Origin of the sequence: Streptomyces similanensis (assembly GCF_039543625.1) — a bacterium.
In the GTDB taxonomy this organism is placed as follows: domain Bacteria; phylum Actinomycetota; class Actinomycetes; order Streptomycetales; family Streptomycetaceae; genus Streptomyces; species Streptomyces similanensis.
Map to the genome: position 1 here is coordinate 68272 of NZ_BAABKC010000070.1, position 17313 is coordinate 85584.

The 17313-nt window shown below is 74.0% G+C and carries 11 protein-coding genes; 7 read left to right on the forward strand and 4 right to left on the reverse strand.

Going from position 1 to position 17313, the window contains the following annotated elements; translation table 11 throughout:
* Nucleotides 1-3 precede the first annotated feature (3 nt).
* Nucleotides 4-1125 carry an ADP-ribosylglycohydrolase family protein gene (locus ABEB07_RS23180; protein ID WP_176148559.1) on the reverse strand — a complete coding sequence of 374 codons (1122 nt, stop codon included), beginning with the start codon at nt 1123-1125 and terminating at the stop codon, nt 4-6.
* On the reverse strand, nt 1122-2555 hold the full coding sequence (locus ABEB07_RS23185; protein WP_425589062.1) for an ADP-ribosylglycohydrolase family protein: 1434 nt from the start codon (nt 2553-2555) through the stop codon (nt 1122-1124). The genes ABEB07_RS23180 and ABEB07_RS23185 overlap by 4 nt, the downstream gene beginning before the upstream one ends.
* 274 nt (nt 2556-2829) lie before the next feature.
* On the opposite strand from ABEB07_RS23185, the gene ABEB07_RS23190 reads away from it, so the two are divergent.
* From ABEB07_RS23190 to ABEB07_RS23200, 3 genes are all read left to right on the forward strand, one after another.
* Nucleotides 2830-3561, forward strand: a complete 732-nt coding sequence (locus tag ABEB07_RS23190; protein WP_345670105.1) for a VIT1/CCC1 transporter family protein — start codon at nt 2830-2832, stop codon at nt 3559-3561.
* A 477-nt stretch (nt 3562-4038) separates the two neighbouring features.
* Nucleotides 4039-8589 (forward strand): glutamate synthase large subunit, encoded by a 4551-nt coding sequence (gene gltB, locus ABEB07_RS23195; protein WP_345670167.1) that lies wholly within the window; start codon nt 4039-4041, stop codon nt 8587-8589.
* On the forward strand, nt 8582-10045 hold the full coding sequence (locus tag ABEB07_RS23200) for a glutamate synthase subunit beta (protein WP_345670106.1): 1464 nt from the start codon (nt 8582-8584) through the stop codon (nt 10043-10045). Before gltB ends, ABEB07_RS23200 begins: the two co-directional genes overlap by 8 nt.
* Nucleotides 10046-10191: 146 nt before the next feature.
* Here the strand turns inward: ABEB07_RS23200 and ABEB07_RS23205 are convergent, their stop codons facing one another.
* Entirely contained in the window at nt 10192-11091 is a 900-nt protein-coding gene (locus ABEB07_RS23205; protein ID WP_345670108.1) for a hypothetical protein, read from the reverse strand.
* 102 nt (nt 11092-11193) lie between these two features.
* On the opposite strand from ABEB07_RS23205, the gene ABEB07_RS23210 reads away from it, so the two are divergent.
* From ABEB07_RS23210 to ABEB07_RS23220, 3 genes are all read left to right on the forward strand, one after another.
* The gene (locus ABEB07_RS23210) at nt 11194-11541 is read left to right on the forward strand and encodes a chorismate mutase (RefSeq protein ID WP_345670110.1); all 348 of its coding nucleotides are present in this window, start codon (nt 11194-11196) and stop codon (nt 11539-11541) included.
* 133 nt (nt 11542-11674) lie between these two features.
* Nucleotides 11675-14185, forward strand: a complete 2511-nt coding sequence (pepN, locus tag ABEB07_RS23215; protein WP_345670112.1) for an aminopeptidase N — start codon at nt 11675-11677, stop codon at nt 14183-14185.
* A 95-nt stretch (nt 14186-14280) separates the two neighbouring features.
* Nucleotides 14281-15114 (forward strand): NmrA family NAD(P)-binding protein, encoded by an 834-nt coding sequence (locus ABEB07_RS23220; protein WP_345670113.1) that lies wholly within the window; start codon nt 14281-14283, stop codon nt 15112-15114.
* A 49-nt stretch (nt 15115-15163) separates the two neighbouring features.
* Here the strand turns inward: ABEB07_RS23220 and ABEB07_RS23225 are convergent, their stop codons facing one another.
* Nucleotides 15164-15709 carry a GNAT family N-acetyltransferase gene (locus ABEB07_RS23225; protein ID WP_345670114.1) on the reverse strand — a complete coding sequence of 182 codons (546 nt, stop codon included), beginning with the start codon at nt 15707-15709 and terminating at the stop codon, nt 15164-15166.
* 156 nt (nt 15710-15865) lie between these two features.
* On the opposite strand from ABEB07_RS23225, the gene ABEB07_RS23230 reads away from it, so the two are divergent.
* A complete protein-coding gene (locus ABEB07_RS23230) occupies nt 15866-17248 on the forward strand; it encodes a pyridoxal phosphate-dependent decarboxylase family protein (RefSeq protein WP_345670116.1) in 1383 nt (460 codons plus the stop codon).
* Nucleotides 17249-17313: the final 65 nt, after the last annotated feature.

The following is a 17313-nucleotide window of genomic DNA, read 5'->3' on the forward strand; positions in this document are numbered from 1 at the left end:
GAATCATCCTCCCGGTGGGGCCGGTCGCGCGGCTTCCAGGAGTCCGGCGAGTTCCACCAGGTCGGTGCCGGTGAGCCGGGGCAGCACGCAGCCGGACAGGGTGCGGCAGGCTTCCCGCCAGGAGGCCGGGACGGCCGCGCCGCCGCCCACCGCGCCGGTCAGCGCGCCGGTCAGGGCGGGGGCGGAGTCGGCGAGGCGGGACAGGCAGGCGGCGGCGGGCAGCGCCTCCGCGATCCGGCCGCCGGCCGCCACCGCCAGGGCGAGGGCGACCGGGACGGTCTCGGCGGCAGCGACGCCGTAGCTGTAGACGTGGTCGACGATCTGGTGCTCCAGCAGCGGGACCAGCGCGAACGCGCTCTCGCCGGTGCGGGCGAGGGCGAGGGCGTGCCGGGCGTTGCGGCCGATCTCGGTCGGCTCGGGCAGTTCGGCCAGCGCGGCGGTGACGCAGTGCTCGACCTCGGCCCCGGTCAGGGCGAGCGCGAGCGCCGCCGCCATCGCCCGGGCGCCGTGCACGCCGTCGCCGTCCTGGGTGTAGCGGGCGTCGAACTCGGCCAGTTCGGCGGCGCGGCGCGGATCGCCCGGGTGCGCGACGGCCAGCACGCAGGACCGGACGCAGGCCGCGTCGTCGAAGTAGTGCGGGTTGTCGTGGCCGGTGGCGGGCGGGCGCAGTCCGGTGGCGAGGTTGCCGAGGCCAGCCCGCACGGAGATGCGGGCGCGCAGCGGCAGCACCGCGGACTCGATCTCGGGGGCGCGGTCGGCCGCCGCGGCGACCTCGGCGGCCACCGTGTTCCAGGTGAGGTCGATGGCGGCCCGTATCCGGCGCTCCCGGCTGAGGTCGCCGAGCACGTCGTCGTCGCCGGCCCGCAGGACGGCCTCGGCGGCGAACGCCGCCCACTCGGCGTCGTCGGAGGGGCCCAGGCGCAGCGGTCCGGGCGGCTGGTTGAGCGCGGTGGGGACGGGCAGCGTGGTGGTCGCGTTCCGCTCGGCGAAGGTGTCCAGCTCGCGGGTGAGGCGCCGGGTCCACTCGGGCATCCGCGCGGCCCGGTGCCGGGCGGCCGGCCAGCCGGCGGCGTCCCCGGCGGCCAGCCCCAGCAGCAGCCCCTCGATCCGCCGCGGCCCGCTCACGCGCCCGCCTCGCCCTCGGCGGCGTCGGTGTCGGCGGTGAGGACGTAGTCGTCGGGAACGTCGGGCCGTGGGACGTCGGGTACGGGTCGCACGGCGTCGGGGGTGGGGCGCACGGCGTCTGGTGCAGGTCGTACGGCGTCGGGGGTGGGCAGTACGGAGTCAGGGACGGGCCGTACGGCGTCGGGGCCGGGCCGTGCGTCGTCGGGGCCGGTTCGTAGGGCGTCGGGCGCAGGTCGTACGTCGTCGGGGCCGGGCCGTAGGGCGTCGGAGGCGGGCAGTACGGAGTCGGAGACGAGCGGTAGGGCGTCGGAGGTGGGCAGTACGGCGTCGGGTACGGGCCGTACGTCGTCGGGGGTGGGCAGTACTACGGCGTCGGGGACGGGTCGCAGGGCGTCGGAGGTGGGTCGTACGGCCTTCGGGCGGGGCTCGGGCGCGGGGCGACGGGCGGCGGTCTCGGCCGCGTCGACCAGCAGGTCCGCCACGTCCAGCACGTGCTGTCCGGCCATCGAGGGCAGGCAGCTGCCCCGGGCCGGGCCGATGGCGGCCGCCCACTCCCCGGGGATCGCGGCGACGCCGCGGGTCGCGCCGGCCAGAGCGCCGGCGACCGCGGCCGTGGTGTCGGCGTCGCGGCCCATGTTCACCGCGGTCAGGACGGCGGCGCGGAAGTCGCCGTCGGCGGCGGCGTACGCGCCGAAGGCCAGGGCGACCGCCTCCGGGGCCAGGTCGGTCCAGGGGTAGCCGCCGATGACGACGGCGGAGCGCACCGCGCGTTCGCCGCGGTGGGCGGCGGCCGTGGCCCGGCGCAGGGAGCGGGCGGTCCAGGAGTCGTCGGGGACGACGGCGAGCGCGGCGGCCACGACCGCGACCGGCGCGGCGCCCGCCATGGCCGCGGCGACCCCGGCGGCCACCGCCCGCCCGCCGTGGATGCCCTCGCCCTCGTGGCTGACCGAGCCGTCGACGGCCACCAGCCGGGCCGCCTCGGCGGGGCGCCCGGCGGCGAACACCCCGAAGGGCGCCGCCCGCATGGCCAGGCCGTCGCTCCAGGCGTGCCGGTGCTGGGCGGAGACGGGCGCGGCCAGGCCCCGGCGGAGGTTCTCCAGGGTGCCCCGCTCGCTGAAGCCGGCGCCGCGGAAGGGGCCCTCGGCGCGGTCGGCGATGTGCTCGTGCCAGGCGGCCTCCACATGGGCCGGGGTGAGGGCGGAGCCGTGCCGGGCCAGCAGCAGGCCGGAGAAGAGGGCGTACTCGGTGTCGTCGGTGCCGGCCGGGCGCTCGGCGACGTAGCCGGTGATGCGGCCCCAGCGGGCGCGGATCTCGGAGGGCAGCAGGTTCTCGGCGGGCGCCCCGAGGGCGTCCCCCACGGCGAGGCCGAGCAGCGCGCCGCGCGCCCGGTCGCGGAGGCGGAGCGCGGGGGCGCCACTGCTAGGTGCCATCGCGGGCCTCCTTCCCGGGGCGCCGGCGGGCGGGCGCGCAGCCCCTTGCCGGAAGGTGTCCCCGGTGGAGCGGCCGACGCAGCCTCGCGGACCGCAGCGTCACCCGTACGACATCTGTGCGCATCTGGACTCGGATGAGCGCCACGGGGTAAAAGCGCAGGTTAGCCCAGCCTTTCCTTGCTGGCGGGCACGGAATTCCGGACGTAGATTGAGTGTTGTCGAAAAGTAGAACCAGTCCAAAAGCAAGCCTTGCCTAAGTACTCTGGGGGAACCCGTGGCCATCCTCGACACCGAAGCACCGCTCCACGAGGCGCACCGCGACAACCACACGCACCGCGATGTGAACGGCGGCTGGCTGCGCCCGGCGGTCTTCGGCGCGATGGACGGCCTGGTCTCCAACCTCGCCCTGATGACTGGTGTCGCGGGCGGCGCCGTCAGTCAGCACACCATCGTCCTGACCGGACTCGCCGGCCTGGCCGCCGGCGCCTTCTCCATGGCCGCCGGCGAGTACACCTCCGTCGCCTCCCAGCGTGAGCTGGTCGAGGCCGAGCTGGCCGTCGAGCGGCGCGAGCTGTGCAAGCACCCGCAGGACGAGGAGAACGAGCTGGCCGCCCTCTACGCGGCCCGCGGCGTCGAGCCGCACCTGGCCCGCGAGGTGGCCCGGCAGCTGTCCCGGGACCCGGAGCAGGCCCTGGAGATCCACGCCCGCGAGGAGCTGGGCGTCGACCCGGGCGACCTGCCCTCCCCGCTGGTGGCCGCGGTGTCCTCGTTCGGCTCGTTCGCGCTGGGCGCCCTGCTGCCGGTGCTGCCCTGGCTGCTGGGCGCCACCGTGCTGTGGCCGGCCGTGCTGCTCGCCCTGATCGGGCTGTTCGCCTGTGGCGCGGTGGTGGCCAAGGTGACCGCGCGCACCTGGTGGTACAGCGGTTTGCGGCAGCTTGTCCTGGGTGGCGCCGCCGCCGGTGTGACGTACGCCCTGGGCAGCCTGTTCGGAACGGCCGTAGGATGATGCGACTGGTACCTATGCGTCGGACCGTATAAGTACCCGTTACCGGCTGGTTTCGAGCGACGCGCCACCGGGCATGAGCCGTAAGCACTGCGGGCAACGACGCCTGACGCGCACCCTCGCGGACGCGGGCGAGCACGCCGCCCACCCCGCCACCGGGCCCCGACGGACCCCGATCCGACCGATCCCCTCGTCACCGGCCCACCCCTCGAAACCACCGCCGCCGGCAGCGGAACACCCGCCGCCGACCCCCTTCGGTGTCCGCATGATGGAACGCGGTATCCGGTTCCCGAGAACCGCCCCATCATGTAACCTGCACGAAATTTCGCACTCCGCAGAGGGCCAACGTCGTCCCTCGGCACCAGAACATGCCAGATGACGACGACGGGAGAGCCGATGCGTACGCCGCGCCAGCCGTCCCAGCACTCCACGAACGGCCAGCACTGGTCCTTCATGGATGCTCGCCCTGCTGCGCAGGGTATGTACGACCCCCGCAACGAGCACGACGCCTGCGGCGTCGGCTTCGTGGCCACCCTCACCGGCGAGGCGAGCCACGCGCTGGTCGAGCAGGCCCTCACCGTGCTGCGCAACCTCGAACACCGCGGCGCCACCGGCTCGGAGCCCGACTCCGGCGACGGCGCGGGCATCCTCTCCCAGGTGCCCGACGCGTTCCTGCGCGAGGTGGCCGGATTCGACCTGCCCGCCGCCGGCGGTTACGCGGTCGGCATCGCCTTCCTGCCCACCGAGGACACCGAGGACGCCGTCTCGCGCATCGAGACGATCGCCGCCGAGGAGGGCCTCACCGTCCTCGGCTGGCGCGAGGTCCCGGTCGCCCCCGAACTCCTCGGCGCCACCGCCCGCTCCACCATGCCGGCCTTCCGCCAGCTGTTCGTCACCGACCACACGAGCGAGGGCATCGCCCTGGACCGGCGGGCGTTCGTGCTGCGCAAGCGCGCCGAGCGCGAGGCGGGCGTCTACTTCCCCTCGCTGTCCGCCCGCACCCTCGTCTACAAGGGCATGCTCACCACCGGCCAGCTGGAGCCGTTCTTCCCGGACCTGTCCGACCGCCGCTTCGCCTCGGCCATCGCACTCGTCCACTCCCGCTTCTCCACCAACACCTTCCCGAGCTGGCCGCTCGCCCACCCCTACCGGTTCGTCGCCCACAACGGCGAGATCAACACCGTCAAGGGCAACCGCAACTGGATGGTGGCCCGCGAGTCGCAGCTCGCCTCCGAGCTGTTCGGCTCCGCCGGCCGCGCGGACAGCGGCAGCGCGGACAGCGGCAGCACGGACGGCCTGGAGCGGATCTTCCCGATCTGCACCCCGGACGCCTCCGACTCCGCCTCCTTCGACGAGGTCCTCGAACTGCTCCACCTCGGCGGCCGCTCGCTGCCGCACTCGGTGCTGATGATGATCCCGGAGGCCTGGGAGAACCACGCCTCCATGGACCCGGCCCGCCGCGCCTTCTACGAGTACCACTCCACGATGATGGAGCCCTGGGACGGCCCGGCCTGCGTCACCTTCACCGACGGCACCCAGGTCGGCGCCGTCCTCGACCGCAACGGCCTGCGCCCGGGCCGCTACTGGGTCACCGACGAGGGCCTCGTCGTCCTCGGCTCCGAGGTCGGCGTCCTGGACATCGACCCCGCCCGCGTCGTGCGCAAGGGCCGCCTCCAGCCCGGCCGGATGTTCCTCGTCGACACCGCCGAGCACCGCATCATCGAGGACGACGAGATCAAGGCGTCCCTCGCCGCCGAGCAGCCCTACGCCGAGTGGCTGGAGGCCGGCGAGATCGAGCTCGGCGACCTGCCCGAGCGCGAGCACATCGTCCACACCCACGCCTCGGTCACCCGCCGCCAGCAGACCTTCGGCTACACCGAGGAGGAGCTGCGCGTCCTGCTCGCCCCGATGGCCAAGGCAGGCGCCGAACCGATCGGCTCCATGGGCACCGACTCGCCCATCGCCGCCCTCTCCGAGCGCCCCCGCCTGCTCTTCGACTACTTCACCCAGCTGTTCGCCCAGGTCACCAACCCGCCGCTGGACGCCATCCGCGAGGAACTGGTCACCTCCCTGCGCAGCTCGCTCGGCCCGCAGGGCAACCTGCTGGAGCCCACCGCGGCCTCCTGCCGCTCCGTCGTCCTGCCCTTCCCGGTCATCGACAACGACGAGCTGGCCAAGCTCATCCACATCAACGCCGACGGCGACATGCCCGGCTTCAAGGCCGCCACCCTCTCCGGCCTGTACCGGGTCTCCGGCGGCGGCGACGCGCTCGCCGCCCGCATCGACGAGATCTGCGCCGAGGCCGACGCCGCCATCGGCAACGGCGCCCGCCTGATCGTCCTGTCCGACCGGCACTCCGACGCCGAGCACGCGCCGATCCCCTCGCTGCTGCTCACCGCCGCCGTCCACCACCACCTCATCCGCACCAAGCAGCGCACCCACGTGGGCCTGCTGGTCGAGGCCGGCGACGTCCGCGAGGTCCACCACGTCGCCCTGCTCATCGGCTACGGCGCCGCCGCCGTCAACCCGTACCTGGCGATGGAGTCCGTCGAGGACCTGGTCCGCGCCGGCACCTTCCTGCCCGGCATCGAGACCGAGCAGGCCATCCGCAACCTGATCTACGCCCTCGGCAAGGGCGTCCTGAAGGTCATGTCCAAGATGGGCATCTCCACCGTCGCCTCCTACCGCGGCGCCCAGGTCTTCGAGGCCGTCGGCCTGGACGACGCCTTCGTGGAGAAGTACTTCAACGGCACCGCCACCAAGATCGGCGGCGTCGGCATCGACGTCGTCGCCAAGGAGGTCGCCGCCCGCCACGCCAAGGCCTACCCCGCCTCCGGCATCGCCCCCGCGCACCGCGCGCTGGAGATCGGCGGCGAGTACCAGTGGCGCCGCGAGGGCGAACCGCACCTGTTCGACCCGGAGACGGTCTTCCGCCTCCAGCACTCCACGCGCTCCGGCCGTTACGACATCTTCAAGCAGTACACCTCCCGGGTGAACGAGCAGTCCGAGCGCCTGATGACGCTGCGCGGCCTGTTCGGCTTCACCTCCGGGCGGACGCCGATCCCGGTGGACGAGGTCGAGCCGGTCTCCGAGATCGTCAAGCGCTTCTCCACCGGCGCCATGTCGTACGGCTCCATCTCCAAGGAGGCGCACGAGACCCTCGCCATCGCCATGAACCAGCTGGGCGGCAAGTCCAACACCGGCGAGGGCGGCGAGGACCCGGACCGCCTCTACGACCCGGCCCGGCGCTCCGCCATCAAGCAGGTCGCCTCCGGCCGCTTCGGCGTCACCAGCGAGTACCTCGTCAACGCCGACGACATCCAGATCAAGATGGCCCAGGGCGCCAAGCCCGGCGAGGGCGGCCAGCTGCCCGGCCACAAGGTGTACCCGTGGGTCGCCAGGACCCGGCACTCCACCCCCGGCGTCGGCCTCATCTCCCCGCCGCCGCACCACGACATCTACTCCATCGAGGACCTGGCCCAGCTGATCCACGACCTCAAGAACGCCAACCCGGCCGCCCGCATCCACGTGAAGCTGGTCTCCGAGGTCGGCGTCGGCACGGTCGCGGCCGGCGTGTCCAAGGCCCACGCGGACGTCGTGCTCATCTCCGGCCACGACGGCGGCACCGGCGCCTCCCCGCTGACCTCCCTCAAGCACGCGGGCGGCCCCTGGGAACTGGGCCTCGCCGAGACCCAGCAGACGCTGCTGCTCAACGGCCTGCGCGACCGCATCGTCGTGCAGACCGACGGCCAGCTCAAGACCGGCCGCGACGTCGTCATCGCCGCGCTGCTGGGCGCCGAGGAGTTCGGCTTCGCCACCGCCCCGCTCGTCGTCTCCGGCTGCGTCATGATGCGCGTGTGCCACCTGGACACCTGCCCGGTCGGCATCGCCACCCAGAACCCGGTGCTGCGCGAGCGCTACGCCGGCCAGGCCGAGCACGTCGTCAACTTCTTCACCTTCATCGCCGAAGAGGTCCGCGAGATCCTCGCCGAGCTGGGCTTCCGCTCCATCGAGGAGGCCGTCGGCCACGCCGAGGCCCTCGACGTCACCCGCGCCGTCGACCACTGGAAGGCGCAGGGCCTGGACCTGCAACCGCTGTTCCACGTCCCCGACCTGCCCGAGGGCGCGGTCCGCCACCGGATCGTCGCCCAGGACCACGGCCTGGAGAAGGCGCTCGACAACGAGCTGATCAAGCTCGCCGCCGACGCCCTCTCCGCCGACCTGGCCACCGACGCCCAGCCGGTGCGCGCCCAGATCGCCATCCGCAACATCAACCGCACCGTCGGCACCATGCTCGGCCACGAGGTGACCAAGAAGTTCGGCGGCGCCGGCCTGCCCGACGACACCATCGACATCACCTTCACCGGCTCCGCCGGCCAGTCCTTCGGCGCCTTCGTGCCGCACGGCGTGACGCTGCGCCTGGAGGGCGACGCCAACGACTACGTCGGCAAGGGCCTGTCCGGCGGCCGGATCGTCGTCCGCCCCGACCGCGGCGCCGACCACCTCGCCGAGTACTCGACCATCGCCGGCAACACCATCGCCTACGGCGCCACCGGCGGCGAGCTGTTCCTGCGCGGCCGCACCGGCGAGCGGTTCTGCGTCCGCAACTCCGGCGCCACCGTCGTCTCCGAGGGCGTGGGCGACCACGGCTGCGAGTACATGACCGGCGGCCACGCGGTCGTCCTCGGCGAGACCGGCCGCAACTTCGCGGCCGGCATGTCCGGCGGCATCGCCTACGTCATCGACCTGGACCGCGACCACGTCAACGCCGGCAACCTCGACGCCGTCGAAGCGCTGGACGAGACCGACGAGCGGTGGCTGCACGAGGTGGTGCGCCGCCACCAGGAGGAGACCGGCTCCACCGTCGCCCAGAAGCTGCTGGCCGACTGGGACACCGCCGCCGCCCGCTTCAGCAAGATCATCCCCAGCACGTACAAGGCAGTGCTCGCCGCCAAGGACGCCGCCGAGCGAGCCGGTCTCTCCGAGACCGAGATCACCGAGAAGATGATGGAGGCGGCGACCCATGGCTGACCCGAAGGGCTTCCTCAACCACGGCCGCGAGGTCGCCAGGACCCGCCCCGTCCCCGAGCGCGTCAAGGACTGGAACGAGGTCTACGTCCCCGGCTCGCTGCTGCCCATCATCAGCAAGCAGGCCAGCCGGTGCATGGACTGCGGCATCCCGTTCTGCCACAACGGCTGCCCGCTCGGAAACCTCATCCCCGAGTGGAACGACTACGCCTACCGCGAGGACTGGGCCGCCGCCCAGGAGCGGCTGCACGCCACCAACAACTTCCCGGAGTTCACCGGGCGGCTGTGCCCGGCCCCCTGCGAGTCGGCGTGCGTGCTCGGCATCAACCAGCAGCCGGTCACCATCAAGAACGTCGAGGTCTCCATCATCGACAAGGCGTGGGAGACCGGTGACGTCGCCCCGCAGATCCCCGAGCGGCTGTCCGGCAAGACCGTCGCCGTCATCGGCTCGGGCCCCGCGGGCCTGGCCGCCGCCCAGCAGCTCACCCGGGCCGGCCACACCGTCGCCGTCTACGAGCGCGCCGACCGCGTCGGCGGCCTGCTGCGCTACGGCATCCCCGAGTTCAAGATGGAGAAGCGGCACATCAACCGCCGTATCGAGCAGATGCGCGCGGAGGGCACCCGGTTCCGCACCGGCGTCGAGGTCGGCCGCGACATCAAGGCCGGCGACCTGAAGAAGCGCTACGACGCCGTCGTCATCGCCGCCGGCGCCACCACCGCCCGCGACCTGCCGGTGCCCGGCCGCGAACTCACCGGCGTGTACCAGGCGATGGAGTACCTGCCGCTGGCCAACAAGGTCCAGGAGGGCGACTTCGTCAGCCCGCCGATCTCGGCCGAGGGCAAGCACGTCGTCGTCATCGGCGGCGGCGACACCGGCGCGGACTGCGTGGGCACCGCCCACCGCCAGGGCGCGGCCTCGGTGACCCAGCTGGAGATCATGCCCCGGCCGGGCGAGGACCGTCACCCGCTCTCCCAGCCGTGGCCGACCTTCCCCATGCTCTACAAGGTCACCTCCGCGCACGAGGAGGGCGGCGAGCGGGTCTACTCCGTCTCCACCACCCACTTCGAGGGCGATGCGGACGGCAACGTGCAGTGGCTGCACATGAGCGAGATCGAGTTCGTCGACGGCAAGCTCACGCCGAAGCCGGGCACCGAGCGCAAGATCCCCGCCCAGCTCGTCACCCTCGCCATGGGCTTCACCGGCACCGACCGCGCCAACGGCCTGGTCGAGCAGTTCGGCCTGGACCTCGACGAACGCGGTAACATCGCCCGGGACGCCGAGTTCCAGACCAACGTGCCCGGCGTGTTCGTCGCCGGCGACGCCGGCCGCGGCCAGTCGCTCATCGTGTGGGCGATCGCCGAGGGCCGCTCCGCCGCCCGCGGCGCCGACCGCTACCTGACGGGCGCCAGCGACCTGCCGGCCCCCATCCGCCCGACGGACCGCTCACTGATGGTCTGACGGCACAGAACGTCCCGTACAAAGGCGTACGGGCGGGTCATCTGGGGGCTTGCCCCCAGACCCCCCGAGTTGGCGCTTGCCCACCGTCCCCGACCGGACACCCGGGCAGGCGCCGACGCATGTCCGCACCCTGCCGCCCGCCGCGATCACGTGTCGCACTCCAGGACCGTCCGGCACAGTCCGCAGCGGGCCCGTACCCTGCCGCGCACCGGCACCCTGATCCGCTGATGGCAGGTCGGGCACGGGAACGACACCCGCAGCGGCTCCGGGCCGGCGGCCGTGAAGGAGTACGGGGCCGTCGGCGTCGGACTCCGGTCGTGGCCGTGCTCCTGGGCGTGCCGGCGGTCGCGGGCGTAGCGGCGGCGGCCCGCCCAGCCCGCCGCCGTCAGCGGCGGCTGCCGCGCGTCCCGGCGGGCGCGGTCCATCCCCTCGGCGTACGCCTCGTAGCCCTGCGGACTGGTGAACCAGACCGAAGGATCCTCGTCGAAGACCAGCGCCCGCTTGGCCAGCACATAGCCGAACTCCTCCGGGGTGAGATAGCCGAGCTTCTGCGAGGAGACGCCGTCCTGCCGGAACGCGTCCAGCAGCAGCCAGCCCGCGCCCAGGTACGCCGCCGTCGTGTCGGTGAGGATCTCGTTGTCCCGGGTGCCCGGGAAGGACAGGTCGAGGCGGTGCAGATACACGTGCGTCACCTCGTGTGCGAGGGCCGCGCCGATGTCCCGCCGGTGGGTGCGGAAGCGGTCGTTCAGCTCCACGAAGTACTCGGGGCCCGCCGTCAGCTCCACGTTCGCCGCGTGCCGCATCTCCCGGAAGCCGACGATCAGCCGGGCGTCCGGCAGCCCGTAGTGCCGCACCAGCTCCCGCGCCACCCGCTGCGCGCCCAGATGCAGGTCGTCGGCGTCGCAGAACGCCACGTCCACCGGGGCCACGCCGGCCGCGAACGTCCGCACGCCGACGTACGACAGCCGCCGGTAGAGCGCCGTGATCGCCGCGCGCACCGTCTCCAGATGCGGGTAACCGCGCTCGACCGGTCCGTCGTCCGCCACGTCCACACCCCCAAAGACGCCCTGGCCCCTTCCCACCATAGGCGTCCGCCCCGCCGCCGGACATGATCGAACCCGTCCCGCGCCCCCGTAGAGTTGCCCACCATGACCACCAGCAACACCGGCACCGGTGACGTCGACGCCGCCGTCCGCGCGCAACTCGCCCGGCTGCGCGACAGCATCGACAACATCGACGCGGCCGTCGTCCACATGCTCGCCGAACGGTTCAAGGCCACCCAGCAGGTCGGGCACCTCAAGGCCGCCCACCAGCTGCCGCCCGCCGACCCCGCCCGCGAGGCCCGCCAGATCGCCCGGCTGCGCGCCCTCGCCGAGGACGCCAAGCTCGACCCGGCCTTCGCCGAGAAATTCCTCAACTTCATCATCGCCGAGGTGATCCGCCACCACGAGCGCATCGCCGACGGCTCCGCCCAGGAGCCGCCCCCGGCGGGCTGACGCACACCCCCGCCAGGGTGCGCGGACGGGAGCGCCCCGGAGGGCGTGCGCCCCGAGCGGTGCGCGGGGGCGGCCGCCGGGCTCCGGTCCCGCCGCCGAACCCCCTCGTGCCCCGCCGGGGGCATCAGGCAGCATGGCACGCATGTCCGTACTGACGCGCGACGAAGCGCAGACCCGTGCCCAGCTCCTCGACGTCCACCGCTACACCGTCGACCTCGACCTGACCGGCGGCGACGACACCTTCGCGTCCCGCACCGCCATCCGGTTCACCGTACGGGCCGGCGCGGACCAGGACACGGCGGACACCTTCGTCGAGCTGAAGCCCGCCGAACTGCGCTCCGCCACCCTCGACGGACAGCCCCTCGACCCCGCCGCCCTCGACGAGAACCGGCTGCCCCTGAAGAACCTCGCACCCGGCGAACACGAACTGCGCGTCGACGCCCGCATGCGCTACTCCCGCACCGGCGAGGGCATGCACCGCTTCACCGACCCCGCCGACGGCGAGACCTACGTCTACACCCAGCTCTTCCTCGACGACGTCCAGCGCGTCTTCCCCGCCTTCGACCAGCCCGACCTCAAAGCCGTCTTCGACCTCACCGTCAAGGCCCCCGAGGACTGGACCGTCCTGGCCAACGGCATCACCGAGCACACCGGCGACGGCGTCTGGCGCGCCGCCACCACCCCCCGCATCTCCACCTACCTCGTCGCCGTCGCCGCCGGCCCCTGGCACTCCGTGCGCACCGAGCACCGCGGCCTGCCCTTCGGCATCCACTGCCGCCGCTCGCTGGCCCCCCACCTCGACGCCGACGCCGACGAGATCCTCGACCTCACCCGCGCCTGCTTCGACCGCTACCACGAGAAGTTCACCGAGCCCTACCCCTTCGACTCCTACGACCAGGCCTTCGTCCCCGAGTTCAACGCCGGCGCCATGGAGAACCCCGGCCTGGTCACCTTCCGCGACGAGTTCGTCTACCGCTCCGCCGTCACCGACACCGAACGCCAGACCCGAGCCGTCGTCATCGCCCACGAGATGGCCCACATGTGGTTCGGCGACCTCGTCACCCTCAGGTGGTGGGACGACATCTGGCTGAACGAGTCCTTCGCCGAGTACATGGGCTACCGGATCACCGCCGAGGCCACCCGCTTCACCGGCGCCTGGACCGAGTTCGGCGTCTCCCGCAAGGCCTGGGGCTACGACGCCGACCAGCGCCCCTCCACCCACCCCGTCGCCCCCGAAGCGGTCGACGACACCGCCGCCGCCCTGCTCAACTTCGACGGCATCTCCTACGCCAAGGGCGCCTCCGCCCTGCGCCAACTGGTCGCCTGGCTCGGCGAGAAGGACTTCCTCGCCGGCATCAACACCCACTTCGAGCGCTACCGGTTCGGCAACGCCGCCCTCGCCGACTTCCTCGACTCCCTCGCCTCCGCCACCGACCGCGACGTACCCGCCTGGGCCGAGGCATGGCTGCGCACCACCGGCGTCGACACCCTCACCGCGGCCACCGACGCCCGCCCCGGCCAGTGGACCTGCGCCCTCAACCGCGACGGCGCCCGCCCGCACCGCGTCACCGTCGGCGTCTACGACCGCGACCTCTCCGACGGCCGCACCCTCACCCTGCGGGAACGCTACGACACCGACGTGCCCCACGACGGCGCCCCCGCCCCCCGCCCGGGCATCCGCCCCGCCCTCGTCGTGCCCAACGACCTCGACCTCACCTACGCCAAGATCCGCCTGGACGAGACCTCCCTGCAGACCGCCCTGCGCGGCCTGTCGGGCATCCCCGACGCGCTCACCCGCGCCGTCGTCTGGAACACCCTGCGCGACATGGTCCGCGACGGCGCCCTCGCCCCCGCCGACTACCTGGCCACCGCCGCCGCCCACCTGCCCGAGGAGACCGACCTCGCCCTCGTCGAGGGCGTCCTCGCCTTCGCCGGCCCGCAGATCACCGACCGCTACCTGCACCCCGACGACCGCCCCGCCGCCCTCACCACGCTCACCGCCCTCGCCCGCGACCTGCTGCGCCGCACGGAGGACGGCGACCACCCCGGCCTGCGGCTGATCGCGGTCCGCCAGTTCGTGGACGCCGCCGCCCACCCCGAGGCCATCGCCGCCTGGCTCGCCGACGGCATGGTCCCCGGCGGCCCCGAACTCGACCCCGAACTGCGCTGGCGCGTCCTGGCCCGGCTCGCCGTCCTCGGCGCCACCGACGAAGCGGCCATCGTCGCCGAACTGGAGCGCGACCCCTCCGCCGGCGGCCAGGAGGGCGCCGCCCGCTGCCGCGCCGCCCTGCCCGACCCCGAGGCCAAGCGCGCCGCCTGGGCGGCCATGTTCACCGGCGACGAGCTGTCCAACTACCTGTTCACCGCCACCGCCCAGGGCTTCTGGCAGCCCGAACAGGCCGAGCTGGTACGGGAGTACGTGCCGCGCTACTACACGGACGTGCTCGCCGTCGCCGCCCGCCGCGGCCCCGCCATCGCCCGCGCCGCCGGCCGCCTGGCCTTCCCCGCCCACGCCGTCGACGCCGCGCACCTGAGCCTCGGCGAGACCTGCCTGCGCGACGGCGACCCGGTCCCGGCCCTGCGCCGTACCCTCGTCGACCAGCTCGACGACCTGGCACGGGCACTGCGGGTACGGGAGGCGTAGCCCCGGCCGCTCCCCGGCCACGCTGCGCCGGGCCGCCGGACCGTCCTAGGCTCGGAACGTACGGAGGACGATCAGCCCGAGCCACGGAGGAAACCGTGTTCGTAGTCACCGGCGCCACCGGCAACGTAGGCCGCGCCCTCGTCGACCGGCTCGTCGCCGCCGGCCGGCCCGTGCGCGCCCTGACCCGCGACCCGCTGCGGGCCGGCCTGCCCGCGCCGGCGGAGGTCGTCCGCTTCCAGCCGGACGACCCCGCCGCCCTGTTCACGGGGGCGACCGGAGTGTTCCTGTACGCGCAGGCCGCGGGGGAGCGGCCGGACCGCCTGCTGCGGGCGGCCCGCGAGGCCGGCGTACGGCACGTCGTCCTGCTCTCCTCCGCGATCGTCGCCGAGGGCGCCGACGAGACCCACCCCATCCACGTCATGCACGCCACCGTGGAACGGGCGATCCGCGACAGCGGACTGGAGTGGACCTTCCTGCGGCCGGGCGCCTTCGCCGCCAACGCCCTCCAGTGGGCGCCGCAGATCCGCGCCGGGGACACCGTCCGCGGCGTCTTCGCCGACGCCCGGACCGCCCCCATCCACGAGGACGACATCGCCGCCGTGGCCGAACGCGCCCTCCTCGACCCCGGTCACGAAGGCGCCGTGCACCGCCTCAGCGGACCGCGGGCCACCACCAACGCCGAGCAGACCGCCGCGATCGGCCGCGCCCTCGGCCGCGAACTGACCTTCGTGGAGCTACCGCCCGAGCAGGCCGGCCCCGAACTCTTCCCGCACGTGCCGCCGGGCATGCTGGAGAGCCTGCTGAACACCTTCCGCACCGCCGTCGACACGCCCCCGGAGATCACCGGCACGGTGGAGCAGGTCACCGGCGCCCCGGCCCGCACCTTCGCCCGCTGGGCCGAGGACCACCGGGCCGACTTCCGGGCCTGAACCGCGCCCGCCGCACCGCGACCGCCGTACCAGCGCCCGCCGCGCCGCCTCACTCGCGCGGGCCGAGCCGCAACTCGGCCCGCAGCAGGACCGCTGCGCGGTGTTCCGCCCGCCGCTCGTCCGGCCGCGCGGCCGGCGCCTCCCGCAGCGTGAAGCCCAGCCGCTCGGCGAACCGCTCCCCGGGCCGCCAGCCGCGCGGCACGGTCGCCGTCACCCGCGTCACCCCCTCCGCGCGAGCCAGCAGCGCCTCGGCCACCGCCCGGCCCAGCCCGCGGCCCCGCGCCCACGGCGCCAGCAGGAACAGCCCCACCGCCACCGAGCCCGGCGCGGGATGGTCGCGCACCGCGTCCACCAGCCCCGTCACCACCCCGTCCCGCTCCACCACCCACAGCGACTTGGCGTCCGGCTCCGCCCCCTCGGGCAGCGCGTAGAACAGGCTCTGCACATCGCCCGGTCCCGACGGCAGTCCCGTCGCCGCCACGAACCAGTCCTCGCACTCCTCGAACAGGGTCAGCAGCGCCCCCTCGTCCCGAGGATCCGGCGCCCGCACCACCACCCGCTCACCGGGCACGTCGATCAGCACAGTGTCATCCATCCACCCGACGCCAGCCCGGCCCTCCGCCGGACCCCAACACCTCTCACCCGCAAGGAAGTACCCCCTTTCGAGTTTCGATCACCGGGCTTTCCGGGCGCGTCGCCCCCAAGGCGGCCAAGCTGGACATCCCTGCCCCCGCGCCCCGGAGGACAGCCCATGAGCACTCCGCCCCCGCCCACCCCACGGGCCCTCGCCTCCGGCCCCGAAGGCCCCGGCGCCCTGCGGCCGTTGCTCGACACCGTGCTCGGCGCCCTCGACACCGGCCGGCGCGCCCGCGGCGGACCGCTGCCCGCCGGCGGACCCGAAGCCGTCGCCGCCCGACTGCGCGACGCCCTCGGCGAGATCCTGCCCGAACACGGCGACCCCCAGGCCCTGCGCACCCTCGTCCACGCCCTCGCCGAAGGCGCCGCCGACCCCGCCGACCCGCTGTGCGCCGCCCACCTGCACTGCCCGCCGCTCGCCGTGGCCGCCGCCGCCGACCTCGCCGCCACCGTCCTCAACCCCTCCCTCGACTCCTGGGACCAGGCCCCCGCCGCCTCCGAACTCGAAGCCCTCGTCACCCGCGAACTCGCCCACCGCGCCGGCCTCGCCGACGCCGTCGTCACCACCGGCGGCACCGAGTCCAACCACCTCGCCCTGCTGCTGGCCCGCGAGTCGCACGGCGGCATCCGCCTCGTCCACGGCGCCAACGCCCACCACTCCCTGCCCCGCGCCGCCTGGCTGCTCGGCCTGCCCGAACCCGTCGTCGTCCCCGCCCCCTCCGGCACCCTCGACCTCGCCGCCCTGCACCGCGCCCTCACCGACGTCGCCGGACCCCGCGGCTCCCTCCTGGTCGCCGCCACCGCGGGCACCACCGACGCCGGCCTCATCGACCCCCTCCCCGAGATCGCCGGCCTGTGCGCCGCCCACGGCGCCCGCCTGCACATCGACGCCGCCCACGGCGGCGGCCTCCTGTTCAGCGACCGCCACCGCGCCAAACTCACCGGCCTCGAAGCCGCCCACACCGTCACCCTGGACCTGCACAAACTCGGCTGGCAGCCCATCGCCGCCGGACTCCTCGCCGTCCGCCACCCCCGCGACCTCGACGTACTGCACCAGCACGCCGACTACCTCAACGCCGACGACGACACCGCCTCCGGCCTCCCCGACCTCCTCGGCCGCTCGCTGCGCACCACCCGCCGCGCCGACATCCTCAAGACCGCCGTCACCCTCAAGACCCTCGGCCGCACCGGCCTCGGCGCCCTGGTCGACCACGTCTGCGCCCGCGCAAGCGAGTTCGCCGACCTCGTGCACGACCACCCCGGCTTCGAGCTCTACGACCGGCCCGTCATCAGCACCGTCCTGTTCCGGCCCGCCGACGCCACCGACGACGCCGTCGCCGCCGTACGCCGCAGGCTGCTGACCGAGGGCCGCGCCGTCCTGGGCCGCGCCCGCCTCGACGACCGGCTCTGGCTCAAGACCACCCTGCTCAACCCCGACACCCGGCCCGACGACCTGGCCGCCCTGCTGAAACTGGTGGAAGGAACCACCCACGGATGAACCACCCCGACCCCGGCCACCCCGACCCCGGCCACCCCGACCCCGGCCACCCCGACCATCCCCAC

Coding starts and splice junctions, on each gene's coding strand:
- ABEB07_RS23185 (WP_425589062.1), bottom strand. CDS start 2,555: ATGGCACCTAGCAGTGGCGCCCCCGCGCTCCGCCTCCGCGACCGGGCG.
- gltB (WP_345670167.1), top strand. CDS start 4,039: ATGTACGACCCCCGCAACGAGCACGACGCCTGCGGCGTCGGCTTCGTG.
- ABEB07_RS23200 (WP_345670106.1), top strand. CDS start 8,582: ATGGCTGACCCGAAGGGCTTCCTCAACCACGGCCGCGAGGTCGCCAGG.
- ABEB07_RS23210 (WP_345670110.1), top strand. CDS start 11,194: ATGACCACCAGCAACACCGGCACCGGTGACGTCGACGCCGCCGTCCGC.
- pepN (WP_345670112.1), top strand. CDS start 11,675: ATGGCACGCATGTCCGTACTGACGCGCGACGAAGCGCAGACCCGTGCC.
- ABEB07_RS23225 (WP_345670114.1), bottom strand. CDS start 15,709: ATGGATGACACTGTGCTGATCGACGTGCCCGGTGAGCGGGTGGTGGTG.
- ABEB07_RS23230 (WP_345670116.1), top strand. CDS start 15,866: ATGAGCACTCCGCCCCCGCCCACCCCACGGGCCCTCGCCTCCGGCCCC.